This is a genomic window from Mycobacterium sp. UM_WGJ (assembly GCF_000455125.1).
Taxonomy (GTDB): Bacteria; Actinomycetota; Actinomycetes; order Mycobacteriales; family Mycobacteriaceae; genus Mycobacterium.
In genome coordinates this window covers 1-24,915 of record NZ_AUWR01000011.1, presented here as the reverse complement: position 1 = coordinate 24,915, position 24,915 = coordinate 1, and the positions used below count along the sequence as shown (strand labels likewise).

16 protein-coding genes, 2 pseudogenes and 1 riboswitch are annotated in these 24,915 nt (G+C 65.6%); of the genes and pseudogenes, 10 read left to right on the top strand and 8 right to left on the bottom strand.

Annotated features, from left to right (window positions below):
* Positions 1-148: 148 nt before the first annotated feature.
* Positions 149-546: pseudogene (locus N416_RS21295) on the bottom strand (type II toxin-antitoxin system VapC family toxin).
* A pseudogene (locus N416_RS21290) lies at positions 543-671 on the bottom strand (antitoxin); the annotation flags it as partial. The pseudogenes N416_RS21295 and N416_RS21290, both read right to left, overlap by 4 nt.
* 97 nt (positions 672-768) lie before the next feature.
* Between N416_RS21290 and N416_RS0104530 the strand changes: the two are divergent.
* The 4 genes from N416_RS0104530 (at position 769) to N416_RS0104515 (ending at position 6,060) form a co-directional block, all read left to right on the top strand.
* Complete coding sequence (locus N416_RS0104530) at positions 769-1,095, top strand: hypothetical protein (RefSeq protein ID WP_024440942.1); 327 nt, start codon at positions 769-771, stop codon at positions 1,093-1,095.
* Between the two features lie 26 nt (positions 1,096-1,121).
* Positions 1,122-3,671: an SEC-C metal-binding domain-containing protein gene (locus N416_RS0104525; RefSeq protein ID WP_024440941.1), complete on the top strand. Its 2,550-nt coding sequence runs from the start codon at positions 1,122-1,124 to the stop codon at positions 3,669-3,671.
* A 36-nt stretch (positions 3,672-3,707) separates the two neighbouring features.
* The gene (locus N416_RS0104520) at positions 3,708-3,986 is read left to right on the top strand and encodes a hypothetical protein (RefSeq protein ID WP_024440940.1); all 279 of its coding nucleotides are present in this window, start codon (positions 3,708-3,710) and stop codon (positions 3,984-3,986) included.
* Positions 3,987-4,113: 127 nt separating this feature from the next.
* On the top strand, positions 4,114-6,060 hold the full coding sequence (locus N416_RS0104515; RefSeq protein WP_024440939.1) for an SEC-C domain-containing protein: 1,947 nt from the start codon (positions 4,114-4,116) through the stop codon (positions 6,058-6,060).
* A gap of 274 nt (positions 6,061-6,334) precedes the next feature.
* On the opposite strand, the gene N416_RS0104510 is transcribed toward N416_RS0104515, so the two are convergent.
* From N416_RS0104510 to N416_RS0104490, 4 genes are all read right to left on the bottom strand, one after another.
* A complete protein-coding gene (locus N416_RS0104510; RefSeq protein WP_024440938.1) occupies positions 6,335-7,999 on the bottom strand; it encodes an ABC-F family ATP-binding cassette domain-containing protein in 1,665 nt (554 codons plus the stop codon).
* 164 nt (positions 8,000-8,163) lie between these two features.
* Entirely contained in the window at positions 8,164-9,147 is a 984-nt protein-coding gene (locus N416_RS0104505; protein WP_024440937.1) for a metallophosphoesterase, read from the bottom strand.
* Positions 9,148-9,474: 327 nt separating this feature from the next.
* Positions 9,475-9,586: riboswitch (SAM riboswitch) on the bottom strand.
* Positions 9,587-10,174: 588 nt separating this feature from the next.
* Complete coding sequence (locus tag N416_RS0104495) at positions 10,175-10,855, bottom strand: VWA domain-containing protein (RefSeq protein WP_024440936.1); 681 nt, start codon at positions 10,853-10,855, stop codon at positions 10,175-10,177.
* A 17-nt stretch (positions 10,856-10,872) separates the two neighbouring features.
* The gene (locus N416_RS0104490; protein ID WP_024440935.1) at positions 10,873-11,259 is read right to left on the bottom strand and encodes a hypothetical protein; all 387 of its coding nucleotides are present in this window, start codon (positions 11,257-11,259) and stop codon (positions 10,873-10,875) included.
* 107 nt (positions 11,260-11,366) lie between these two features.
* On the opposite strand from N416_RS0104490, the gene N416_RS23720 reads away from it, so the two are divergent.
* The 3 genes from N416_RS23720 (at position 11,367) to N416_RS0104475 (ending at position 15,549) form a co-directional block, all read left to right on the top strand.
* Positions 11,367-11,789: a DUF3293 domain-containing protein gene (locus tag N416_RS23720; RefSeq protein WP_369797567.1), complete on the top strand. Its 423-nt coding sequence runs from the start codon at positions 11,367-11,369 to the stop codon at positions 11,787-11,789.
* 141 nt (positions 11,790-11,930) lie between these two features.
* Positions 11,931-12,179 carry a hypothetical protein gene (locus N416_RS23110; RefSeq protein WP_024440933.1) on the top strand — a complete coding sequence of 83 codons (249 nt, stop codon included), beginning with the start codon at positions 11,931-11,933 and terminating at the stop codon, positions 12,177-12,179.
* Positions 12,172-15,549 carry a TM0106 family RecB-like putative nuclease gene (locus N416_RS0104475; protein ID WP_024440932.1) on the top strand — a complete coding sequence of 1,126 codons (3,378 nt, stop codon included), beginning with the start codon at positions 12,172-12,174 and terminating at the stop codon, positions 15,547-15,549. The genes N416_RS23110 and N416_RS0104475 overlap by 8 nt, the downstream gene beginning before the upstream one ends.
* Positions 15,550-15,558: 9 nt before the next feature.
* On the opposite strand, the gene N416_RS0104470 is transcribed toward N416_RS0104475, so the two are convergent.
* Together N416_RS0104470 and N416_RS0104465 are read right to left on the bottom strand one after the other, a co-directional pair.
* Positions 15,559-15,960 carry a hypothetical protein gene (locus N416_RS0104470; protein ID WP_024440931.1) on the bottom strand — a complete coding sequence of 134 codons (402 nt, stop codon included), beginning with the start codon at positions 15,958-15,960 and terminating at the stop codon, positions 15,559-15,561.
* Positions 15,957-18,500: an AAA family ATPase gene (locus tag N416_RS0104465; protein WP_231383988.1), complete on the bottom strand. Its 2,544-nt coding sequence runs from the start codon at positions 18,498-18,500 to the stop codon at positions 15,957-15,959. Before N416_RS0104465 ends, N416_RS0104470 begins: the two co-directional genes overlap by 4 nt.
* Positions 18,501-18,577: 77 nt before the next feature.
* On the opposite strand from N416_RS0104465, the gene N416_RS0104460 reads away from it, so the two are divergent.
* From N416_RS0104460 to N416_RS23105, 3 genes are all read left to right on the top strand, one after another.
* The gene (locus N416_RS0104460; protein WP_024440929.1) at positions 18,578-22,576 is read left to right on the top strand and encodes a DUF3427 domain-containing protein; all 3,999 of its coding nucleotides are present in this window, start codon (positions 18,578-18,580) and stop codon (positions 22,574-22,576) included.
* Positions 22,577-22,604: 28 nt separating this feature from the next.
* Positions 22,605-23,201 carry a GIY-YIG nuclease family protein gene (locus N416_RS0104455; RefSeq protein ID WP_024440928.1) on the top strand — a complete coding sequence of 199 codons (597 nt, stop codon included), beginning with the start codon at positions 22,605-22,607 and terminating at the stop codon, positions 23,199-23,201.
* Between the two features lie 244 nt (positions 23,202-23,445).
* The gene (locus N416_RS23105) at positions 23,446-24,852 is read left to right on the top strand and encodes a hypothetical protein (RefSeq protein WP_155943317.1); all 1,407 of its coding nucleotides are present in this window, start codon (positions 23,446-23,448) and stop codon (positions 24,850-24,852) included.
* The last annotated feature ends 63 nt before the right edge of the window (positions 24,853-24,915 follow it).

Below are 24,915 nucleotides of genomic sequence, written 5' to 3'. Positions count from 1 at the left end.
CACATCATATCCCTAAGGGAAATGCCAGTCCTATCCCATTCACCGGAAAGGCGACGGGGTCAGCTGAGCTCGCCGATATGCGCGATCAGGACGTCGCAGGCTACCGGGCCGTCGGCGACTCTTAGAAAATCTGTGCTGGTCAAATGGTTTACGCGTCGAAGGCGGTACTGATTCCGGTGTGCCCGAAATCGTCGCCCTTCCACAACAGCGGTTCGCGAACGTCGGCGGCCAGTGCGTAGGAGAGGCAGTCCCCGAAGTTCAACCCTGCAGGATGACCGCTGTCCTTGCCGAAATCCGCGTAGGCCTGACGGGCCAGCCGGGCCTGCCGCTCGGTGACCGGCTCGATGACAAAGCCGGCTTCGTCGAGAAATTCATCCAGCGCCCTGCTGATGATCGGGTCACGCTGGGAGTCCAGGACGATCCCACATTCGAGCTAGGCGGCCGCCGAGAGTCGACGAGCCTTGGCCCCGGCGACGGCCGGGCGTAGCGGGCCGCGTCGTCTTCATCCCTGAGGATCGCGATGATCGCGGAGGTGTCGGCGATCATGCCGGCAGTCCGCGCTCGTCGTAGAGCAGCGTGCCGTGGTCCAGACGCTTGGTCTCCGGGCTCATCCGGGCCGCGGCCCGGTGGCCGATGGCGAGCAACCGACCAGCGAGATCATCCATCTGCAGCTCCTGCCTACGGTTGAGTTCTTGCAGCCGGTACCGACAGCGGGGGGCTGTGGATGAACCGACCGCCCAAGCCGCCGCCCCGGCGTACGCTGCCAGCATGCCGCCGGAGGACCTTGAGCCACGAGTCAGGGCGCTGGAGGGCCAGGTGCAGGACTTGCGCCGCCGGGTCGCTGCCAGCGAACGGGACGCCGCCGCGGCCCGGGTGCTTGCCGGCGGGGCTGACCGCGATGTCGGCGAACTCGGAGAAGAACTCCGCGATTTCCGCAAAGCCACTACCGCCAGCTTCAATGCAATGCGCCGGGACATGGTCGACGGCTTTGCAGAGATGCGCGGCAAGTTCGACGTGACCGCGGCCGGCCAGCAGCACATCGTGGAGCTGATTCAAACCGTCATCGACACACAGGGCGGCGCCGCCCCGGCCTGAAGCCCGCCGACTCTAGAGTGTCGACTGTGGAAGATGCCCCCGAGATGATCGCGGCCCTCGTGACGATCCTGACCGAGCACGGCCCGCTCGCCGATGGGGACATCGCAGAGCACCTACGCGTGGCTGGGGTCACCGATCCAGACTCCGTTATCGATGACCTGCTCGACGAATGCGGTTGCCCGGTTGCTGAATTGCCCGATGGCCGCTGGGTGTGGCTGCCGACGCTGCTGGCCGGTCGGGTCTTCACCCACCGACTGACCGCCGCGGAGATCACCCACGATCTGCTGCACGTCACCCCGGATCTGGATCCGGTGACCGAGTTATGCCAGCACAGCCAGTACCAGCAGCTCAGCGACGGCGCGCCGGTGCAGAGCGTGCTGCCGGATTTCGACTGGGTACTGCTGGAGCAGCGTGGCATCCCGGAAGACGTGATCGACGATTCCGGCGCGCTGCTGCTGCCGCCAGGCACGCTGACGGGGTTGGGGGTCACCGCCGGCGACCTGGTCGGGCTGCGGTTGAGCGATGACGGGCTTGCGCTGGAACCCGTCTCGGCGACGACGGACACGACCGCGGGTTCCCGACTGGCCGCTGTCCTGGACGCCGACGAACCGACCTACCTCAACTCCGCGGTGTGGGCGGTGTGCGCTGCGGATCCGACGTTGTTCACCATGCCGGTGGCCCCGCTGGGCGAGATCGCCGACCGGCAGGGCCTGTCACGCGATGGGGAGCAGCTCGCACCAGAGGGATTCGATTTTGCCCGTTGGCATTTCGAAGGCAGGTGTATGCGGCTGGCCGCACGCTACGGTTTGGAAGACGACGACGCGTTCGCGTTGACCACGCTGATCGAGGTGCACGGCCTAATGGCGCGAGCGCTGGACGCCGCAGATGACAACACCGCACCCGACGACGGCGCAGTTACCGATGGCGAATCGGTCGACCAGCCAGGCGGCACGTACGCGGAGATCCTCGGCGAACTCGGTGCCGTCCTGGCCCATCCCCTGCTGGCCGAGATCCTGATGGAGGAGACCACCCGAAGCGGCAGGCAGGGGGCCGCCGCGCTGGGCTTGTTCGCCGAGACCCTGGAGCCGAAGGTGCCGAGGGCGGCACGGGTGGCGACCCGCTGGCTGCGCGCGGTGGCATGCGAACGGCTCGGCGACATCGCCGGGGCCGAACACGAGCTGCTGGCCGCCGAGGCGATGGACCCGGACTGGCCGCTACCGCTGTTCGACCTGGCCCGGATCGCCTCCGACCGCGGGGACGCCGAAACCGGCCTGGACCTGCTGCGTCGGGCCGGTGCGGACTCCGATCACCCGCTGGTGCACCTGCTCGAACAGCACCGGGCCCAGCCACGCAACGACGTCGGGCGCAACGAGCCGTGCTGGTGCGGGTCCGGCCGCAAGTACAAGAAGTGCCACCTGGGCAACGAGCAGCTCGCGCTGACCGAGCGGGTGGGCTGGCTCTACGCCAAGGCTCAACAGCACGTGGTGCTGGGCGAGTGGCGCGGCCTGCTGGCGGCGGTGGGCTACGAACGGTCCCGTTACGACGAACAGGAGCGTGACGATCTGTTGGCCGCTGCGCTGGCCGATCCGCTGGCGGTCGATGCAGTGCTGTTCGAGGGCACGGCGTTCGAGGACTTCCTGGAGTTACGCGGGGAGCTGTTGCCCGACGACGAGCGGCTGCTGGCCCAGCAGTGGTTGTTGGTGCGGCGGTCGGTGTTCGACGTCGAGCAGGTGCAGCCCGGCCACAGCATCACGGTGCGTGATGTGCGCACCGGCGACGTGCATGAGGTCATCGAACGCACCGCCAGCCGGATGCTGCAGCCCGGACAGCTGATCTGCGCGCGGGTGGTACCGACCGACGACGACGTGGTGGAGTTCTTCGGCGGGATCGAACCGGTCGCCCTGCACCAACGGGGGCCGCTGATCGAGTTGCTGGACTCCGAGCCCGATCCGGTGGAGCTAGTGGCGTTCCTGACTCGCCGGTTCGCCCCGCCGACGCTGGTCAACACCGAGGGCGACCCGATGGTGCTCTGCGAAGCTCGGGTGCGCGTCAGTACCCCTATTGCGGTGGCCGCCGAGCTCGACGAGTGCTACGAGCGCACCGAAGACGACCCGCCGCGCTGGATCGAATTCGTCACCACCGATGGCCAACAGCGGGTTCGGGCCGGCCTGGGGCTCGACGGCGACACGGCGACCGTGGAGACCAACAGCGAAGCCCGGATGGACCGCGTGCTGGGGGTGCTGCACGGGATCGATCCGGCACTGGAAGTTCTCGAGGAGACCCGCACCCCGATGAGTGACCTACGGCAGGCCGCGGCAATGGGCGCCACGGCGGCCCTTCCCGAGCCGGACGACCCGGAGCTGCTCGCGTTGATGGAGAAGATGATCCGCGAGCACGAAGAACGGTGGCTCGACGAGTCGATCCCGGCCCTGGACGGGGCCACGCCGCGGCATGCCGCCGACGACCCGACCCGCCGCGGGGATCTGATCAAGCTGCTGGACACGTTCCCGTCCGGGGCCGCCGCGGGGCGCGGCATGGACGCCGATCGACTGCGGGCGGCGCTGGGATTGGCGTGACTTGCCTACCCATGGCTGCGGCGTACGCTGCCACCCATGCAGCCCGACAACCTCGGTGTGGCTGCTGTTCGCGAGCTGGCCAGGGCGGTCGACCGCGACGTCAGTGAGATTCGGGGTTTCCGTCGGGCGACCGTCGCAAGCGTCAATACGTTGCGGACGGACATGGTCGACATGCGGCGCGACATCACCGACATGCGCCAGGAGATGCGATCCAAGTTCGCCCTCACCGCGGCCGGTCAAGAGCGCATTGCCGGGCTGATTCAGCAGGTGATCGACGGACAGGGCGGCACCGCCCAACCAGCGCCAGTCGAGTAACCAGTCGTCGGACATATGTGATCGTTGACCGCCTCTGAGCGACAACGGACGTCATGTCGCGGCAGTTCTCCCCACCGGCCGATCAGGTGAAGTGCGGCTCAACGGCCGCGTCCCTAGCCTCACCGCCATGAACGAACCGTTGGATCCCCTTGGGGCACTGTCGAAGATTCTCACTAAGCACGGCCCGCTGGGTGAAGACGACATCGCCGATTATCTGCGGGACGCCGGCGTGGCCGACCCCGCCCGCGTCCTGCGGCGACTGCACCTCGAAATCGACATTCCGGTAGGTCAATTGACCGACGGGCGCTGGGCATGGCTGCCCGGCGTGCTGGGCGGCCGGGTGTTCACGCGCCGGGTCACCGAGCCGGAGGTGAGCTTCGACCTACTCCACATCACCCCGGATCTGGCCCCGATCGCCGCACTCTGCGACAGTGCCCCGTATCAACGACTGGTCGACGGGTCCGCGGTCCACTACGTGATGCCCGGCGATGATCATCTGCTGGGCCAGTTGGAGATTCCGACGTGGGCGGTCGACAGAGGCGGTGTGCTCGCGCTGGCCACAGGCACTTTCGAGACACTCGGCGTCGATAAAGGTGATCTGGTCGCCCTGCGTCTGGGCGAGGCAGGCCTGGTGGTCGAACGGGTCGCCACCACAACCGACTCCGCGGCGGGCACACAGTTGGCCACGCAACTCGATAGGCAGCCGGAGCGCGTCGACGCACTGGCCTGGAAGGCGTGCCTGGCAGATCCGACGCTGTTCACCGGGCCGGGCGCCCCGCTGTCGGAGCTTGTCGCCGAACACGGCGTGACCCAGCATGGCGTGTGGCTGGCACCACCGGAATTCGATTTCAGCCGTTGGGTTTTCGATCGGGATTGCGAGCGGCTCGCGCGGCGCCACCGGCTCGGCGAGGATGACGCGCTGACGCTGAACACGCTGCTGCGGCTGTATCGGCTGATGGTGGTGCGCCAGCTGCACGACTCATGGCCCGAAGCAACTACCGTCGAGTCTGCAGTGATCGAGTTCGGCGACATCATGGATGACGTGGGCCATGCGCTGAGCGATCCGGTGATTGCCGAGCTGCTGGCGGCGGAAACCGTGCGGTATGGCCGGTTCAGTGCGGGCGGTTTGCGGTTGCTGGCGGACGCTTTGGCCTCACGGGTTCCGCCGTCGGCACGGGTGGCCTGCCATTGGCTTCGTGCGGTGGCACTGGAACGCGCAGGCGATGTCGCCGGGTTCGAGCGTGAGTTGCTGGCGGCTGAGGCGATGGACGGCCAGTGGCCGTTGCCCCTGCTCGATCTGGCCGGCATCGCCTCCGACCGCGGCGATGCGGAGACGGGCCTGGCCCTGCTGCGCCGTGCCGGAGCACCAGCGGACCATCCGCTGACATACCTGCTGCAGTTGCACCGCGTCGCGCCGCGGACCGATCTAGGCCGAAATGCACTGTGCTGGTGTGGATCCGGAAGGAAATATAAGAAGTGCCATCTCCGCGGGCTGCCGTTGCGCGACCGGGTGGGCTGGCTGTATCACAAGGCGATTCAGCACGTGCTGTTCAGCGATTGGACCGATCTGCGCCATGCGGTCGCCTGGGAACGGTGTCGGTTCGCCATCCTGGACGACGATGACGCGTTCAACGCGGCGCTGGCCGATCCGCTGGTGATCGATGCGGTGTTGTTCGAGGGCGGCGGCTTCGAGGATTTCCTGACCGTGCGCGGCCCGCTGCTTCCCGACGACGAATGGGCATTGGCTCAGCAGTGGCTGCTGGCACCACGGGCGGTGTTCGAAATCGGGGACGTGCATGGCGACCAGAGTGTCACCATCCGCGACGTGCACACCGGCGGCCGGCACGAGGTAGGCCTACGCATGACCAGCCTGCAGTTGCAGCCCGGGCAGTTGGTCTGCGCCCGGGTGACGACCGACGGGGCCGGGCTGCAGTTCTTCGCGCTGGAACCGATCTCGCCGCAGCAGCGTGATCCGCTGGCCGCCCTGCTGGCGGACGGCGCCGATCCGGTGGAACTGGTGGCGCAGCTCAGCGGTGACGGGGGAACTTCCGTTCGGCGACGTGGTGTCGCATAACGTCCTCGCTCGGAGCCCACTGAGCAACCAGTTCTTGGAAGGGGTCTGCTGCACGGATAGGTGACAGTCACCTATTCATGCAGCAGACCCGACATCCAGAATGAGGAATTGCTCGCCGAAGCACACACCGAAGTCCTCAAATCCACCGGCAGTAACCCGCCGCGTTGCGAGATTTAGCGGAGTTCGGCGCCCCGAGCGATGGGGCCATGGCACCGCACGCCGCCCGTCTACGTATGCGCCGGTCAGGTGGCTGAGCCACCTAGAGCCCTTCGGCCTACAACTCGGTAACGCTCCCGGCCTCGACCCGCCAGGTGCGGTCCAACCGGACGTTCTGCAACATCCGGCGGTCGTGGGTCACCAACAACAGCGCACCGTCGTAGGTTTCCAGTGCCTGTTCAAGCTGTTCGATGGCGGGCAGATCGAGATGGTTGGTCGGTTCGTCGAGGACCAGCACGTTCGTGCCGCAGGCCTGCAGCAATGCGAGGCCGGCGCGAGTGCGCTCCCCGGGCGAAAGGTCGTCGACCGCGCGCTCCACATGATCGGCGGTCAGTCCGAACTTCGCCAGCAGGGTTCGCACGTCGGCGGTCGACCAGTCCGGGACCCGCTGCTCGAAGCGATCGACCAGCCGGGCGGGGCCGGTGAAATCGGCGCGGGCCTGGTCGATTTCACCGATGGCGACGTTGGCGCCCAGGCTTGCGCGGCCCGCGTCGGGCTGCTGACGGCCGAGTAGCAGGCGCAGCAGCGTCGACTTTCCCGCCCCGTTGGGGCCCACGATGCCGATCCGCTCGCCGGCATCCACCTGGAGCGACACCGGTCCGAGGACGTAATCGCCGTGCCGCACTACGGCATTGTCGAGTGTCGCGACTACCGAACTCGACCGTGGCGCCGTCCCGATGGTGAACTGCAGCGTCCATTCCTTGCGGGGTTCGACGACCTCCTCGAGGCGGGCGATCCGGCTCTCCATCTGGCGCACCTTCTGCGCCTGCTTCTCGCTGGACTCGGTGGCGGCGCGGCGGCGGATCTTGTCGTTGTCGGGGGCCTTGCGGATGGCGTTGCGGACGCCCTGACTGGACCATTCCCGCTGTACGCGGGCCCGAGCGACCAGGTCGGCCTTCTTCTCGGCGAACTCGTCGTACTGCTCACGCCGGTGCCGGCGGTTGATCTCCCGTTCCTCGAGATAGCTGTCGTATCCGCCGCCGAAGACGGTCGTGGTGTTCTGCGCCAGATCCAGCTCCAGGACACGAGTGACGCTGCGGGCCAGGAACTCCCGATCGTGGCTGACCAGCACCACCCCGCCACGGAGGTCTTGGACGAACTGCTCCAGCCGGGCCAGCCCGTCCAGGTCGAGATCGTTGGTCGGCTCATCGAGCAGGACGATGTCGAACCGCGACAGCATCAGCGCGGCCAGTCCCACCCGGGCGGCCTGCCCACCCGACAAGCCGGTCATCAGCGTCGACTCGGGCTGCACCGCCTCGGAGTCCAGTCCGAGGTCGGCCAGCACCGCCGGCACCCGGTCGTCGAGGTCCGCCGCGCCGGTGACCAGCCAATGATCCAGCGCGGTCGAGTAGGCCTCGGCCGGATCGGCATGCGCGGAAGCCAGATCTGGATCGGCCAGTGCCGCGGCCGCGGCGTCCATGGCCTGCGTCGCCTGGGCGCAGCCGGTCCGGCGCGCGATGTAGGCGCCGACGGTCTCCCCGGCCACCCGCTCGTGCTCCTGCGGCAGCCACCCGACGAACGCATCGGCCGGGGCGATGGTGACCGCGCCGTGCAGCGGCTCCAGATCGCCGGCCAGGATCCGCAACAGGGTGCTCTTGCCGGCGCCGTTGGCACCCACGACGCCGACGACGTCGCCCGGTGCGACGGTCAGGTCCACGCCCTCGAACAGCGTGCGGTGCGCGAAGCCGCCGGCGACGTTCTTGGCGACGAGTGTTGCGGTCATGGGTACATGGTCGCAGGGCCTCAGCGCGGCACTGCGCGGCGAATACGTAGACGTAGCCGGTGCGACCGATCCCGGCGCCGATCATCGGCCCGGGAAAATGCGCTGCCGCCGTGCCGGAAGGACATAGATAGTTCCGAAATGGGTAGCGCCGACGCTATCATCGGTCAGCGCAGTTGCGCGTAGTTGTCGGGGTCGATCGTGTCCTCCCCCGACCACCGGTAGGCGGTCAGCGTCCCGCCGTTGACGGCGCTGAAGTCCACGCACGCGGTGCGGCCGGTGAAGTCCTCGCCGGGGGTCGGTGAATCCTGCCGCCAGTAATGGCCGTAGAACACCGGGACCTCGCCGGTGTAGACGAACGGTCGGTCCCCGGGCGGCAGTGCCTTCTCCGGCAGTTGCGGGTAGAGCTCGCCATCCGCGGTGGTGTAGCTGCTGCTCATCACGACGATGTCACGCAGGGTGCGCGCGTCGCTGTTCCACCAGCGGGTGCGGGCTTCCTCCCGGGTGTGGCCGTCCTTGTCTTGGTACGCGGGCAGGCCGTGCCCGACGAGGCTGATCTCCGCGCCCTTGAGCAGGTTTTCGATCGCGTCGTAGAGCTCGTGCGCCTTGTCGTATGCCGCCACCAGGTGCGCCGCATCTGCAAAAGGGGCGCTGGACTTGCAGTGCCGTTGCACCATATCCATCGATTCCTCATGCCAACAGGCATGCACGACGCGCAGCCCGCCCTCCAGATCCAGCCACAGCGGCAGGGTGGCGAACCAGTCCAGGTAGTGGCGCTGTTGGTCGTCGGTGAGCTGGTCCAGGAATTCCTGGTGCTGCTTGGTGTGCTTCGCGTTGCGGGTTCGCAGGTGCTTCCCGCTGCCGGCCGGGTGTTCGTAATGGTAGCCCAGTGCGTTGAACTCGTGGTTGCCCATCACGATCTGGGCGCTGCCCGCATCGACCATGGCCTTGACAACCTGTAGCACCCGCAATTGGCCGGGACCGCGGTCGATGAGGTCGCCAACGAACACCGCTTGCCGGCTCGGGTGGCGGTATTCCCCTGTGCCGTCGGAGATCTCGTAGTCGAGCTGGGCCAGCAACGCCTCCAGCTCGTCGGCGCAGCCGTGGACGTCGCCGATGATGTCGTAACCTGCCACCGCGGAGTCAGTCATCCGGGGTTCTCCTATCTCTTTGGGCCCTGAGGTGTGCGTATCTCCTACTGGTCTGTCCGCGGGTGTGGCCGCGCCACACTTCGCCGCAATCGCAATCCCATCGCTCCGGATCATCATGGGTCGGCGCTGGGTGCGGATCATGTCCGCGAAAACGGTGTCGCCCAATCCAGTTCACGCCGTCGAAGCGATCATTGTCGTCGCGTAGCTTCGCCAGGTGCTTATCGTCGGTAGTCGCTGGCCAATATCCGAATTCCGCAGCGGCAGCACGCAACTTCGCCAGATCCAATTCCGCCATCACTCCACCGAGCTTTCGGGCCCCTGCTGACAGAGGCGCTCTTGCCGGCACCGGTTGATGCAGGCCGCGTCGTCATCCGAGCCACCCACGAGCGTGGGGTTGGCGTGCCGCCCAGTCGGAGCTTGGCAACGGCATCTCATGACGCAACCTCAGGATAGCGCCAGGCACTGACAGATCGTTGTGCTCGCAAAATCCCGCTGGCCTGTCAGCCGTTCCGGATACGGTGTGCGCAACGGGCAGCCGAGCTATTCGACTGGCTGCCCCACCAGCCGCGCTTCCCCAGAGTGCGGTAGGACAAGACGGGAGAAATGACGGTGCTGATGCGTCTTCGTCAACGGCTGCAACAGGTCTGCCACATCCCGGCAGGACGCACACGCCGGCCGCCGACCGAGAACTCGGTGAAGACTACACCTACCGCGTTGAGTGGTCCCCCGAAGATGGCGAGTGGGTCGCATTGTGCGTGGAGTTCCCCTCCCTATCGTGGCTCGAGGCATCCCCTGCGGAGGCGTTCGCCGGCTTGTTGCGTCTGATGGACGACGTGATCGCCGATATGGAAGCCAGCGGTGAGGACCCGCCGCAGCCGCTGGCCGAGAGGGAACGGCCCATGTAGGCACATTTCGATGTCGGTCGCTATGGGAATCCCATCGAGCAGCGGCCTAATGCCGTTCGCCAGGCGATCAATTGCACATCCATACCCGCGCCCGTGTGCCGAATATGCCGAGGCAAAGGCGGCTAGCGCTCCCGCCCGGCATCCCCACGTCCCGCTTGAGCGTCGTCCGCCAGCTCTGCGCGTTGTTCGGCAGAGAATCCGACCATCGCCGCGTCCGCATCGCTCAGTTTGGCGGTGCGGTAACCGCGGATATTCATCGACGTTGCCCTCATCGACTCGCGTGACTTGCCCCTCGCGTAGGTGATGGCTTGTCCGTCTTTGACACCAAGCCCCCTGCCCACCTCGACGGCATCCTGGTCGGCACCCATGTAGAGGAACTCCCAACCGTGGTCATTGGTCTGTCGTTCCACAAGGGCTTTGATGTCGGGACGACGCCATTCGTTGCTGGCGTTTTCCAGCCCGTCGGTCATGATCGCCAGGACGATGGTGCCGGGCCGGTCGGCCTCGTCCAGCGCACCGATCTCGGCGGCGGTGTCGGTGATGAGCTTACCCATCGAGTCCAACAGCGCGGTGCTGTTGCGCGGGTGCAAACTCAGCGTCGGCACGTCGTCGAGGCCGATGCCGTGGTAGACGACTTCGTACTCGTTGTCGAACTGCGCCAGGGTCACCGCGCAGCGACCCTCCCCCGCGCGTTGCTCGGCTATGAACGCCTCGAATCCTCCGATGACATCGGACTTGATCGATTGCATCGAGCCGGAGCGGTCGAGCAGGAACACGAGCCAGGTGAGATTCTGATTGGACATGGTCGGTCCTTTCGGGGTTATCGGGACGGTTTGGTGCTTCGGCGCGGCTTGAACCGCATCGGTTCGGCAGGAGCCGCCGGCGGCAGCGACTTGCGGGCGTACTTGTCTTGGCGGGCACGTTTGACGTCTTCGGCGGTGATTCGGGCCGCTCCCGCCGTCACGTACGGCGCCAACCTGGCCGTGTTGGCCAACCGTGGCCCCACCGCGTTTTCGGTGAGGCCGGCGCTCTTTCCTGCCGCCGCGAGCGACAGCTCGTCGTCGACGACCGCGTTGGCCAGCTGCTCATCGAGCAACTGGCCAACCTCCGTCAGAACAGAACGAAGGTGCTGCAGCGTTTGGGCCGCCGAGTTGGCCAACTCGGCGTGGTCAAGGTGACTGCGAATCAGCTTGTATCGGTTGGACATACTCCACCATACCGCAGTTAGTGCGGTTACCGCAATAACTGCGGTGTATCGACGGCCGGATCTCGGCGGCCGCGCCGGGCGCCAAGGTGTTCACCACGACGAAGGCGATGACTGCGATCTCGATCATGGATCGGCCCCCTCACTCAGGACTCAATGCTCGCAGAACATGGCCCTTATATAGCGACGAAATTGGTTGCACCCGTACTCCTCTGGGCCTGCTGCACGCGATCACCGCGATGCAACCCAACACCGATCCCATCAGCGCGGAGAGCGTCGCACGGATGACCGCGTTGGACCGCGAACAGCAGGCCGCAGGTGTCGCCTCGATCCGGGCGATCGGCGGCAGCTTCGATGGCATTCATCGCCAAGAGAGTCGGGCGGTGTTCGGCCTGGACGATGATCAGGCCCGTGCAGTCGGGCTGCGTTTCGGGCAGGTAGCGATCTTCGCCTGGCAAGGGCCACGGTGGTCGCTGCTGGCCTGCGCCACCGATCGGCAGGAGCATCGGGGCTGGCGCTGGGAATCGCGCTGAAAACTGGGCGAACCAACGCCTTGTGTCGGCGCCCCGGCCTATAACTATTGCGGCGGTTCAGCTACGGAAGGTTTTCAAGTTGAAAGAGATCGCAGTCGCGGTTCCCCACCCCGGCAACAACGCCGTGCCAGGCCAACGGCGATGATCGACGTACTGATAGCGGGCATCGTGATCCCGCTGGCCCCCTGTGGCGGCAACGGCTACTACGACCCCGTGCACCAGATCTGCCAGCCGTATCTACCCGCCAACCCCCAGCCCGGCTACGACCAGACCTGCTCGGGCGGATACTACGACCCCGCACATGAGGTGTGCGCACCGTATGAGCCGGCGTATCCGCCGCCGTTTTATCACCGTCGCAACAACGCGACAGGAGGATCGTCCGGTGAGTGACCTGATACCAACCGAGTATCTGCTGACGCCGTCGAAGATCACCGCTTGGCTGGACTGCGCGCACTACCTGACGTTGCGTAACCAGGTAGATGGCGGAACCCTGCCGCAGCCGAGGTCGACGTTCGGCGAGTTCGCGAAGCTGCTGCTCGACAAGGGATTGCAGCATGAGCAGCAGTGTCTGGACGAGTACCGGGCGAACCGCAAGTCTGTTCTGGAGGTGCCCGCAAGAGGCCGAGGCGAGACCTTCCAGTCGTGGGTCGCTCGCGTCGGCAACCCGTTCGACGACGGGTGGGACATCATCTATCAGATGCCGTTCATCCACGACGGAGTGCGCGGCATCGCCGACTTCCTGGTCCGCACCGCGGACGGCGGCTACGAGCCGGTGGACGCCAAACTTGCGCGCGCCGAAGCCAAGCCCGGCCACGTGTTGCAGCTCTGTTTCTACGCCGACGCGTTGGAAGCACTCACCGGGGTGCGTCCCGAGCACATGCACCTGTGGTTGGGCTCGGGGAAGACCGAGACGCTGCGGGTCAATGATTTCAGCCCCTACTGGCGCCGATTGCGCAAGCAGCTGACCGAGACGCTGGCGGGCGGACCCGAAGCCGGTACTGTTCCGAGGCCTTGCGCGTACTGCGATTTCTGCGAGTTCAGAACGCTCTGCGATCAGCAGTGGCGCGACGAGGGTGCGCTGAGCCTGGTGGCCGGGATTCGCGCACCGGAGACCGCAACTTTGGAGATTGCCGGTATCCCGAACATGACCGCGCTGGCTCAGGCACAGACACCCGTGGAGGGATTGGGTCCGCGGCGGCTGCAGCGATTGACCGAACAGGCACGGCTGCAGATTGAAGCAGCGTTGCTGGGCGAAGACGCCGCACCCCCGTTCCAGCTCATCGAACCCGGCGAAGATCCGATGTGGGGGCATGGATTCGAGGAACTTCCCCGCCCCGACGACGGCGATGTGTTCCTCGACTTCGAGGGGCATCCGTTCTGGCGTGTCGAGACCGGACTGTTCTTCCTGTTCGGTCTGCTGGAACGCGACAGCGACAGGCAGTGGCACTACCGCGAATGGCGGGCGCACGATCTCGAGGCCGAAGCCGTGGCGGCAGCCGAACTGATCGACTACCTGGTGCAGCGGCGCGCGGCCTTTCCGGAGATGCACGTCTACCACTACAACCACACCGAACGATCGTCGCTGGTAACGCTCGCCGAGAAGCACAACGTCGCGCAGCGGGCGTTGGCGGAACTGATCGAGACCGGCTTGTTCGTGGACCTTCTGCTGGTGGCCCGCAACAGTATCCAGGTCGGCACCGAATCCTACGGCCTCAAAGCCCTGGAGCGGCTCACCGACTTTCAACGCAGCCACGACATCGACAAGGGCGCCGGCGCGGTACTGCAATACGAAGAATTCATGAAACACGGCGGCCAAGCCCGATTGGACCGCATCGCCGTCTACAACGAAGACGATGTGCGAGCGACGATGGCGCTACGAGATTGGTTGGTACAGCACCGTCCGGCTGAGTTGGCGTGGCGCGAAAGCGTCCTCGAACCGGACCCCGGGTTGCCGGAACTCGACGTGCACGTAGAGCAGTTGCACGCCTTCCCCGCCGATACTTCCGAGTACCTTCTCGGTGATCTGCTCGGATACTGGCGCCGGGAATGGTTCGCCTACATCGGGCCGAAGATGGCCAAGCTGCAGGGCGACACCACCGCCCTACGGGACGACCCCGAAGCTCTGACAGAACTACAGTACGTCGGCGAGGTCGAGCGGCTGGGCAAGACCGGGAAGCCGATCACCCCGGGGCTGCGCTTCGTCTTCCCCCCGCAATCGCTCCACCGTTTCCCCTACGACGGCGGAAGTGTCATGTTCGTCGACGCCGAAGGCCAACGGTTCTCTTGCGCGATTGAGAACCTCGACCGCAGGAACCACCTTCTCGACCTGCAGTGGGGCACGAAGGTGCGGGAAGCCGGGATTCTGCCGCCCAGTGTGGTGCTCCTGCACGACTGGATCGGTCCGGAACCGAAGCGCGAGGCACTCTCGGGCTTTGCCGCCCAGCTGCTCGACGGTGCCGACACCAACCCGGTGACAATGGCGCTGCTGCGCCGCGAGCTACCGTGCTTCACCGACGGTGCCGGGCCGCTCGGTGGTCTTTTCACCGACGATCTGGCCGACATGAGGCGCTGGGTGACCAAACTCGACAACAGCTTCGTCGCGATCCAGGGCCCTCCGGGCGCGGGAAAGACTTACAGCGCAGCGCGTCTCATTCGCACGTTGATACTGGAGGGACGACGCGTCGGGGTTACCGCGACGACGCACCACGCAGTCGACCACCTGCTGAAGAAGGTGGTGGAGCTGTTCCGCGACAACGGCGATATCGACAAGCTCAACGCGGTGAAGAAGCCGAAGAGCGGTTCGACATGGGTTCCTGACGGCACCACGGCCGGCAGCAAAACCAAGTGCGCCCGGCGCGATGTAAACCTCGTCGCCGGTACGACGTGGCTCTTCGGTTCGAAGGAGATGCGCAACTCCCCCGTCGATGTGTTGTTGATCGATGAAGCCGGCCAAGTGTCGCTGGCCGACGCCCTTGCGGCATCATTGTCGGCGCGCAATGTCGTTCTGCTCGGTGATCCGCTGCAACTGTCGCAGGTCGCCCAGGCCAGCCACCCCAACGACAGCGGGCGCAGCGTACTGGAACACATCCTCGGCGAGGCCGCGATCATGCCCCGCGATCGTGGTGTCTTCTTGTCGAAGACCTACCGCATGCACCCTGACGTGTGCCGGTTCATCTCCGAGGAGATCTATGCCGGCCAACTCGGCCATGATTCGAGCTGCGAGCAGCAGAACACGGTGGCCGGAACCGGACTGCGCTGGCTGCGGGCCGAGCACCGCGGCAACAGCACATCCTCGGAGCAGGAGGCAGAGCTGATCGCGGCCGAGATCGCTCGGCTGGTCGGCACCATCTGGACCGACGAGGACGGCGACGAAAACCCGCTGACAGTCTCAGATTTCATGGTGGTCGCACCCTTCAACCATCAGGTGCGGATGATTCGAGACCGGCTCGATGCCGACGCGTCGACCCGTGGTGTGGCGGTCGGCACCGTCGACAAGTTTCAGGGCGGTGAGGCGGCGGTGGTGTTCTTCTCAATGACCACCTCCACCGGGGAGGACATCTCCCGAGGCGCCGACTTTCTGTTCTCCCGCAACCGGCTCAACGTCGCGATCAGCCGAGCCCGGTGCCTGGCATATCTGGTGTGCACCGAGGAGCTGCTGAACGCCCGCGCACGCAACGTGGAGGACATGCGGTTGATCGCGACGCTGAATGCGGTGGTGGAATACGTCGAAAGGGGTCATGGTGCTGGCGCGAGCACATGAGTGCCGCTGTCATGTGCCAGCTGTGTCTCCTGCAGCAGGCACCGTCCCCGACCGTATCCCGCTGAAGTATGCGTCCCGAACCGCCGCGCACAACACCCGAACCTCTCCCACCGTCGGCGAAAGCTGGTAGGCGTGTTGGTGGCAGAAGCCGCTCAGCTGGTGCCAGGCGTCGATGAGGACTCCGCCGGCCGGCGTGGTGTCGAGCGACTTAAGTACGGCGAGTTTCGCCTTCTGCGTCCCGACCGCCGCCTGCCCCCCGCACAGCACCGCGCAGCGGGCGTCGATCAGCTCCTCCACCGCCTGGCGTGCCAGGAATGCCGCGAGGCGCGCGGAGTTGCCCACTGCCGCGCCGTCCGGGGAGTCCAGCAGTGCGTCGGCCCGCGCGAGCAGGAGTTCGCCGGTGGTGGTCAACGGTTCTCCACGATATCGCGCACCGTCTTGCGGAGATCCGCGACGCTGTTGCGGTCGAGCGCGGCGCCCTTGTGGACGCCCGAAGCGCAGATGGCTATCGTCGGGAAGCGGTGTGGCCGATAGGCTTTCCAGCCGGACACATCGCCTGAGGCGTCCCCGGTCAGCGCCAGCGCCACCCGACTCTGGGTCGTCATCGCCTTCTCCCACTCGGCATCGGACTCGTGGTAGGCCACGCCGGCCTTGGCCCGGTCGCTGAAAAACCGCTGGTGCGCGGCGGCCTCGATCGCCATGCGGAACAGGCCGGGTGCCGCCTTCCGCTTGATCAGGTCATCCAGGTCCTCATCGAAGATCACCGCTTCGGCATCAGCGACGTACCGCTCGGCCGGCAGGTCGTTCTCCTTCACCACGACCACCGACTGATGCTCTCGGGTGACGTCGAGCAGCTGGGCGGGCACCGAGCGGGCGCGGATGGCCGCCGGCAGCCGGTCATCGTGGGAGAAAACGATCACCTGACGGGTCTTCGCAAGCTCAATCAACACGTCGAGGAACCCGCTGATCTTGGCTGGGTCCATCGCCTGGATCGGGTCGTCAAGCACGATAAACCGGAACGGGCTGGCCGCGGTGGTCGCTCGCGGGATGAACAACGCCAGCGCGAGTGCGTGCAGTTCGCCCTGGCTCATCACCGACAGGGCTCCGGCCGGTACCCCGTCCACGGTCCCGTCGATGACGGCACGGCGCCGGGTGGCAGTTCCCTCCAGGGTGATGCTGCCCAGGTCGACGTTGCTCTCATGACGCATGCGGCCCCAGATGTGCTGAGCTTGGCCCACCATCGGGGCCAGGCGCCGGTCCCGCAGCGTTTCGGCATTGGCGCGCAACCACTTCAAGGCCGTCGTCACCTGGTCGAGGCGGTCGTCGTCGTTGCGGGCTGCGGTCTCCAGTTCGACCCACGCCGCGATCGTGCGGGCGATCGGCGCCCAAGCGTCCTCCAGCTCGGCGGCACGCTGTGCGGCCTCGGCCCGCAGCGCGGACGCGGCCTCAGCCAGGTCCAATGCCGCCACCTCCAGGTGGGTCGGCAGGTCGGACAAGCTGTCGGGCGCCGACCGCGCACTCGCCAGTGCGTCGTTGAAAGTCGACAACGCAGGCAGGTCGACTCCCTCGATCGGAGGTTGGCTCGTGATGGTTCCGAAGAATCCGTCGGCCGCCGACCGCGCCCGCGCCAACCGCTGCGTCATCGCCTGATATTTGATGGTGCTCGCGTCGGCTTCCTTCAACCGTTCCTCGGCCGCCGTCCGCCAGTCGGCGTCGAATGCCCCGGTCTCGCAGACTGGGCAGGCTCCGTCACCGATGTCGGCGTGCAGATGCAGCGCTTCGCGCAGCAGCGCCGCCCGCGCCGTCATCGCCTTCACCGCGGCATCGGCGCCTGCCACCTGGTCATCGATCGCGGCCCGCAGCTCGCTCGCGACCGCGGCGGCGTTCGCCGGCTCGGGCACAACCAGTGCGGCCAGCGCCCGCAGCCGTGCGATGGTGGCCGCCTGAGCGGTGTTGGTGCCCAGCGTCGTCGCCGTGATCGCCTCGAGGTCGTAGGGCGTGCGCGCGGTCAGTTTTTTGACCTGCACCGCGCGGGGGTCAGACGAGCTGTCCAGGCCCTTGCGCAATTGGGTACGGCCCTCGTTGGCGGCCTTGCGTGGCCCGCTCAGCTGCTTCTCGGCGTCCTTGAGCCGGTTGTCGGCGTCGGCGATCAGGTCCAGCCCGAGGAGGCGGTTGAGCGAGTCGTAAAGTGCCGACGGGGAATCCTCCAACCGCCCACCGAGCTCGTCGTAGGACATGAGCGGGCGGTGAGTCTCCAGCGCCTGGTCCCAGCCGAGCGCGGTGACCGGCTCACGCTTCTGCCCTTTGATCTGCGACCACCGGCGGGCACCGTGCAGCTCTGCCCCCGTCGCCCAGTCGACGCCGACGGTGGCGGTGGTTCCGCCGCGCGCATCGTCGGGTTCCATCGCGAAGTCGATGGCGATCGCCGCCGGCTCGCCCCTGTGCAGGTTCCGCCAGGAGGTTTCCCAGTGCTGCCCCTTCTTGTTGTCCCACCGGTAGCTCGAACCCGTCAGGGCATACTCCAGAGCCTCGGCGAAGCTGGATTTCCCGGATCCGTTGCGGCCACTGATCACCGTGATCCCGTAGTACGGGTTGAGTTCCAGCGTTGCGCGCGGGCCGATCCCGCGGAATCCCGACACCGTGATCGAACGCAGAAACGCCCGCAACGGCGCCGGCGTATCTGTCGTCGTGGTGTCGGGGCGCTGGGGTACCGGGGCCTGGCCGCCCAGCTGCTCGGTGAGGTCGTCGTCACCGTGCAGTGCCGCGGCGACCAGGTAGGCGGTCTCTTCGCTCACCGTCTCGTCGGCGTCGAGCAGCTCCCAGACCTCCGCCTCGACCGACCCGCCGAGCTCCACGCCGTCCACTGTCACGTCCTTTCCGCCGAAGTAACCCGCAGCTTCGCATACCGGGCCGACGGACGACGACTGCTCGGGTGTCTTGCCGTCGTCCATCGCGCGAGGCTGTCGGCGCCGCTCGGCATAATGCTGGCCAACCGCCGCGAAACGGCCGCCCGACCCGAAAGTGAACAATGCCCTCCCCGGAGTCCCCGTTCTTCGACATCCCCCGCGCCGAGTGGATTGCCTCGAACCGGTCCGCCTTCGCGGTGTGGGACGCCTTTCCCGTCAATCCAGGCCACGCACTGGTGGTGTCGCGCCGCCAGATCAGCGACTGGTGGGCGGCCACCCCGGAAGAACGCATCGATCTGATGGCCTTGGTTGACGACGTGCGTGCCCACATCGCGCAGCGCCACGAACCGGACGGGTTCAACGTGGGCTTCAACGCCGGGAGGGCCGCCGGCCAGACCGTCGACCACCTGCACCTCCACGTCATCCCGCGCTACACCGGCGACATCGCGGACCCGCGCGGCGGCGTGCGCAACGTGATCCCTTCTCGCGGCAACTACTTGGCCGACCCAGCCGAGAGTCTCGAAGAGCCCGGGCTGACATCGAAGACACCACTGTTGGTCGACGGCCAGGTGCGGTTGCTACTGCCTGAGTTGGTGCAGCACCTACGCGACGTCGATTACGACCACGTCGACATCGTCGTCAGCTTCATCAAGATGTCCGGACTGAATCTGATCATCGGGGCGCTTCAGGACGCCCTGGAGCGCGCCGCAACCGTGCGGATTCTCACCACTGATTACCTATCGCTGACCGAGCTCGCCGCACTCGCCCGGCTGCACGACCTGATGGACGATCATCCCGACGAGCTGGACGTCCGGGTCTTTCACGATCCGGATGTCAGTTTTCACCCGAAGGCGTATCTGTTCTATTCGTCGCACGGGCGCGCCGAGGCCGCCTTCGTGGGCAGCAGCAACCTGAGCCGGTCGGGCCTCGACAGTGGCATCGAATGGAACCTGCTGGTGGGGGCCACAGCTGAGCTGCGCGAAAGGTTCCAGGCGCTGTGGCGCGATGAGCGCAGCCTGCCGCTGACCGACGAACTGATCGCCGCCTACCAGCCGGCACCAGCACACGTTCCGCAAGCAGTCGAAGTCATCGACGCGCCAGAAGCGCCACCAGAACCCCGCCCGATCCAGCAAGAGGCACTGCGAGCTTTGACACAAACCCGCGCCGCCGGGTTCCGCGCCGGAATGGTCACGATGGCAACGGGTCTTGGCAAGACCTGGTTGGCGGCGTTCGACGCGGCACGCCCCGAGGTGGTACGGGTGCTGTTTGTTGCACACCGCGAGGAGATTCTGAAGCAGAGCCGGGACGTGTTCCGCCAGGTGATCCCCCAAGCCTCGCTGGGCCTGTATTACGGCGACGAGAAGCAGCCCGGCGCCGAGGTGGTGTTCGCCTCAGTGCAGACGCTGTCACGAAACCTCGACCGCTTTACGCCCGACGCCTTCGACTACATCGTGGTCGACGAGTTTCATCACGCCGCGGCCGCCACCTACCGCAACGTGCTCAACCACTTCACCCCGAACTTCCTGCTGGGGTTGACGGCGACACCGGATCGGATGGACGGCGCCGACCTGCTGGCACTCTGCGCCGACAACCTGGTGTTCTCCTGCGATCTGGCGGAAGGCATTCAGCGCGACGAGTTGGTGCCGTTTCACTACTGGGGTGTGCCTGACCCGGTCGACTTCACGCCGATCCCATGGCGCAACGGCAAGTTCGACCCGGCCGCCCTGGAAGCAGCCGTCGAAACCCAGGATCGTGCCCAGTCGGCGTTCGACGAGTGGCAATCTCGGCGCGGTGCCCGCACATTGGCGTTCTGCGTCACTAAGCACCACGCGGACTTCATGGCCGAGTTCTTCACCGCGCGCGGGATTCGTTGCGCCTCAGTGCACAGTGGGCCGACCAGCGCACCGCGGCATGCGTCGATCGAGGCGCTGCGCAGCGGGGAGCTGGAGATGATCTTCACCGTCGATATCTTCAACGAGGGCCTCGACGTACCGGATATCGACACCGTACTGATGCTGCGGCCCACCGAGTCACCAGTGGTCTTCCTGCAGCAGCTGGGCCGCGGCCTGCGAACCTTGGACGGCAAGGATGCGCTGGCGGTGATCGACTTCATCGGCAACCACCGATCGTTCCTGCTCAAGCCTCGCACGCTGTTGAGCCTGGGCCGCCGAGAGGCCCCGACGACGCTGCAGGTGCTGCAAGCCTTGGAGGCGGGCGAATTCGAGCTTCCCGATGGCTGTTCGGTCGACTACGACCTGACGGTGGTGGAGATGCTGCGCCAGCTGTCGCGCATCACCGCTCACGATGCAGTCGAGGACTTCTGCCGTTCCTATCTCGATGAAGAAGGGCTGCGTCCCACTGCTGCGCAGGCGCTTCGGGCCGGACACGATCCCGCGGTCGTGACCGCCAAGCACGGCAGTTGGTTCGCTTTCCTGCGGACCGCCGGCCTGCTCGGTGAACGCGAGGCGGCCGTCGTCGATGCCCACGGCGACACGCTGCGCGGCTTCCAAACCGAGAGCATCGCCAAGAGCTACAAGCTGGTAGCGATCCGCGCACTACTGCACGACGGCGCGCTGCGCACCGGGGACGCGATCGCGCACAACGCGGACACCTCGCGCGGGCTGCTGCTCGCTGATCCGCGCCTTGCCCGCGAAGTGCCGGCCAAGGAGTTCCCCGACGTGGCCGCCGCGCCGGCGGAGAAGTGGGCAGGCTACTGGCGCAAATGGCCGGTCACCCACCTGGCCGGCACCGGATCGGGCGTTGCTCGGCCAAACGCGTTGTTCCGCTTGGCAGCCGACCGGATCGTGCCGACATTCGTGGTCGACGACGACTTCGGGGCTATTTTCGACTCGCTGGTCGCCGAGATCATTGAGTACCGGCTGGCCAATTACCTGCTCAACAAGGACGCCCCGGCGGCTCACTCGTGGACCTGCCGGCTGGCCTACGCAAACGGGCATCCGGTCATTCGGTTGGACCGGCGGCAGCATCCGAATTTGCCCTCGGGGCAAGCATCATTCATCGCCGACGGCATCGAGTACGACGCGTCGTTCGCCAAGGGCGCGATTGCCCTGGCCACCCGGGACGGCTTGGCCGGCAATGCGCTGCCGGGGTTGCTGCGAGGCTGGTTCGGGCCATCGGCCGGTCATCCCGGAACCTCGCACACCGTGGAGCTCGACCAGATCGACGGCACCCTGGTGCTGCGCCCCGGCGCTGCCGCTGCTGACGGCCTTGACGTTGACTACGTGCCGTTCTTCGGCGACTATACCGTGGCGTGCGGGCCGGACGCGGCGACATCGTGGAGCGACCACGCAGCCAGCGAGATCGCGATCCGGCGCCAGGCCGGCCACGAGCTAGCGCCGTCGAGTCACTTCGTGTGCTTCGCCCACGGTGATTCGATGGACGGCGGACCGGATCCAATCCGGCACGGCGACCCGCTGCTGTTTGAGTGGATCACCGGCGGATCGGCCCGCGACTATGTGGACCAGCCGGTGTTGGTCGAGACGGCCGGAAAATCAGGCGTTGCCGGTACGCTCAAGTTTCTGCGCCGGCAAGGTTCGGGCTATCTCCTGGAATCAACGAATCCCGCTGTGGCCCCGATCGAGGGGCGTTCTGATATGCGGCCTGTTGCCCGTCTGGTGTCCAGGCTCGACCAGCATGACGTCAACCCGCTGGCCTCGCGGATCGGTGAGCAGTTCAAGCGGGGCGACGTTCCCGCGCTCTACGGTGAGGCTTTCAACCCAGGAAACTGGCAGTCGGGCCATGTATCGCTTAAGCAGCACGCGATCTTGTTCGCTACGTTGGTGAAACGCGCGGATCGCACGCCATATGTCGAACACTTCGAAGCCCCCGACATCTTCGTGTGGAGCTCGCAGTCTTCCACGGCGCCCGGGGGCAAGAAGGGCAAGGAGATTCTCGACGCGCTGCAGACCGGCAAGTCGATCGAGCTGTGGATGCGGCGAAAATCGACCGACGGGGCGTTCACGTACCTGGGTCGGGTGGTGCCCTTGCGCCACGAAGGATCCGAGCCGATGTTGGTGACGTTCCGGTTGTTGACGCCACTGTCCGGGGAGCTGCGATCGCGGCTCGGTGTGGAGCTGCCGCCCGAAGGGCCGGCGCAGTGACGCCGATGTGCCTTACCGGGAGGATGCCATGAGTCAAGGCGAATTGATCGATCGCTACCTGGCCGCGGTGCCGCATTTAAGAAGCGAGATCTTCACGCGGCCGAGCCCCATCCCGCCGGAACCGGGCGTTTACGGGTGGTGGTTTCGCCAGCTGCCGGCCGCCATTGATGTCTCCCGATGCGAACGGAAGGGTGAACTGACGTTGCTCTACGCCGGAATCAGTCCCAGCCGACCGCCCGCAAACGGAAAACCACCCAGCCAGCAGAACATTCGTAAGCGCATCACGCAGCATTATCGGGGCAACGCGAAAGGTTCAACGCTTCGCAAAACGTTGGGATGTCTGCTGGCCGATGAGCTCGGCATCGAACTCCGGCGCGTTGGATCGGGGACGCGACGCACGTTTGCGGCCGGCGAGGCGTTGCTGAGTCAGTGGATGGCCCACAACGCTCTGGTCTCCTGGATTGCGGTGCCGGAGCCATGGGTGTTAGAGCGCGAGCTGTTCACCGCGCTGGACTTGCCGTTGAATCTTCAGGATAACGTGCACAATCGTTTTCACCGGGTGCTCACCAGCGTTCGGTCCGCTGCGGAAGCGCGGGCGCGGGCGCTGCCGATCGCTGACGCATGACCGGGAAATGAACCACGTCGTGCGCGAGCGAACGGAGGCGCCGGCCATACTGCCGAACGGGCCGGCGATGCATGATCGTTCTCATAAAATCGTCGGCGGTGACACGGTTTACTATGTATATTTTGTTGAAAATGGTCACGTTGATAACCTAGCAGGCTGAAAAATGGTTCCAGAGACCTCTCACGAACTCACCTGGCTTCCTTCGTGCAACGCCTAAGCTTCCGCTTCAACGAAAAGGGACGATATGGAATCTAACACTCAGAATTTCAACGAGCCGCACGAGCCTCTATTCGGGCCACAAGACCGCGAGCGCTGGATTTCAGCCGGTTTAGATGTCTGGAACGTGCACAGCTATGCGAAGAGGCTGGGTGCCGCGGGCCTCGGGCCGGAGGATGCAAAACGGTGGGCTGCCGCTGGATTACGTCTGCAATCATTGTATCGAATGGCACGCTTCATAGACGCACCCCTAAGTTTCGAAGAAATGCTCGAACTGCTCAATGGCTGGAGAGCACCTGGCCGCTACGTAGCCAACGTCCGGCCAGTTAACGAACTGGAAGAGCTATTAGATTGCGGGTTTGCGGTGACGGAACTCAAGCGCTTGATCGCTTGCGGTTTCACCGGCAATGAGATCTACCAGTGGCAACGCAACTCAAACATCCCGTTAGCAGACTGGGCGGACTGGAAGGCGTTTGGCATCGGGCTTGAGGACGCGATGACGTACCAGAGGCGAGGTATAGCGCCCAGCGTCGCACACCGCTGGATCAATACCAACCTTAGTCCAGGTGAGATCGCCACATACATCGACATGGGGTGGTCGCCGCTTCAGGCTGAAGCCGCGCTTGCAACAGATATGCAGGATTCGCCACAGGGTGGGTCCGATAAGGGAGCCCGCGAAAGGAAATACCACACATCTGCGTGGCCGCCGGTAACCATCACCCTTCCCGACTGGGACAACGGTGGTGGCGTGGCTGTGATATGTGATGGTATTGAACATCGCGTGGTGCGTCGCGAGGGTCAGATTGTGGCGTTAGACCACCCTGATGTCGACGCCCAAGCCGCGGCGGCCGCGGCTGCAGCAGCACGGGGTGAGATTAAAAAAATCGGCTATCGCTATTTTGATAACCAATTTAACATGGATGCCATTAAGCAGGGCAGTTCCGCTAAAGCCTGGGCGCCTCCCTCTCCCAGGTCAAAGCACACTTCCGGGCGCATCCTTGACCTCGATGGACTTCCAGCGTGTGTGCGACTGGCCATTGAAGGGTTCGCACCGTGCTGCTGGTGTGGCGAATTGCTAGCTCACGGCAACGTATGCACCGTGAGTGACAGTCCGTTTTGCGTTTTAGCGAATGGAACCGGATGGCGCACTTTGATTCCACCGGGATGGGTTCAGGCTACCCTTGCCGGCATAACTACGGCTGAGGCTCGATTTTGGCCGAGGAAATATGCATGGCGACGGAATGGCCCAACAACGAAGGTAAGGCAAATATTTGTATTTTCACCGTACTGGCCTGAGATTCACCCGCGACGTTTCGCGAAACTAGTACGCGAACATCGCGTGAGAAATAGCGGCACCTACGAATCAGCTTTCCAAGCCGTTATCGACCAGCTGCGGCACGAACTGGGCGAACCAAGAAGCGCAAGCCGGGGTTAATTTCCGCGCTTCATACCATCAAGATTCGCATCAGCATGTCGACGTTGAATCCCCCCGGCGTGT

What these genes read in the sequence shown, in the direction of transcription:
- N416_RS0104530 (WP_024440942.1), top strand. Translation starts at nt 769, where the DNA reads ATGCCGCCGGAGGACCTTGAGCCACGAGTCAGGGCGCTGGAGGGCCAG.
- N416_RS0104520 (WP_024440940.1), top strand. Translation starts at nt 3,708, where the DNA reads ATGCAGCCCGACAACCTCGGTGTGGCTGCTGTTCGCGAGCTGGCCAGG.
- N416_RS0104515 (WP_024440939.1), top strand. Translation starts at nt 4,114, where the DNA reads ATGAACGAACCGTTGGATCCCCTTGGGGCACTGTCGAAGATTCTCACT.
- N416_RS0104510 (WP_024440938.1), bottom strand. Translation starts at nt 7,999, where the DNA reads ATGACCGCAACACTCGTCGCCAAGAACGTCGCCGGCGGCTTCGCGCAC.
- N416_RS0104505 (WP_024440937.1), bottom strand. Translation starts at nt 9,147, where the DNA reads ATGACTGACTCCGCGGTGGCAGGTTACGACATCATCGGCGACGTCCAC.
- N416_RS0104495 (WP_024440936.1), bottom strand. Translation starts at nt 10,855, where the DNA reads ATGTCCAATCAGAATCTCACCTGGCTCGTGTTCCTGCTCGACCGCTCC.
- N416_RS0104490 (WP_024440935.1), bottom strand. Translation starts at nt 11,259, where the DNA reads ATGTCCAACCGATACAAGCTGATTCGCAGTCACCTTGACCACGCCGAG.
- N416_RS23720 (WP_369797567.1), top strand. Translation starts at nt 11,367, where the DNA reads ATGACTGCGATCTCGATCATGGATCGGCCCCCTCACTCAGGACTCAAT.
- N416_RS23110 (WP_024440933.1), top strand. Translation starts at nt 11,931, where the DNA reads ATGATCGACGTACTGATAGCGGGCATCGTGATCCCGCTGGCCCCCTGT.
- N416_RS0104465 (WP_231383988.1), bottom strand. Translation starts at nt 18,500, where the DNA reads ATGGACGACGGCAAGACACCCGAGCAGTCGTCGTCCGTCGGCCCGGTA.
- N416_RS0104460 (WP_024440929.1), top strand. Translation starts at nt 18,578, where the DNA reads ATGCCCTCCCCGGAGTCCCCGTTCTTCGACATCCCCCGCGCCGAGTGG.
- N416_RS0104455 (WP_024440928.1), top strand. Translation starts at nt 22,605, where the DNA reads ATGAGTCAAGGCGAATTGATCGATCGCTACCTGGCCGCGGTGCCGCAT.
- N416_RS23105 (WP_155943317.1), top strand. Translation starts at nt 23,446, where the DNA reads ATGGAATCTAACACTCAGAATTTCAACGAGCCGCACGAGCCTCTATTC.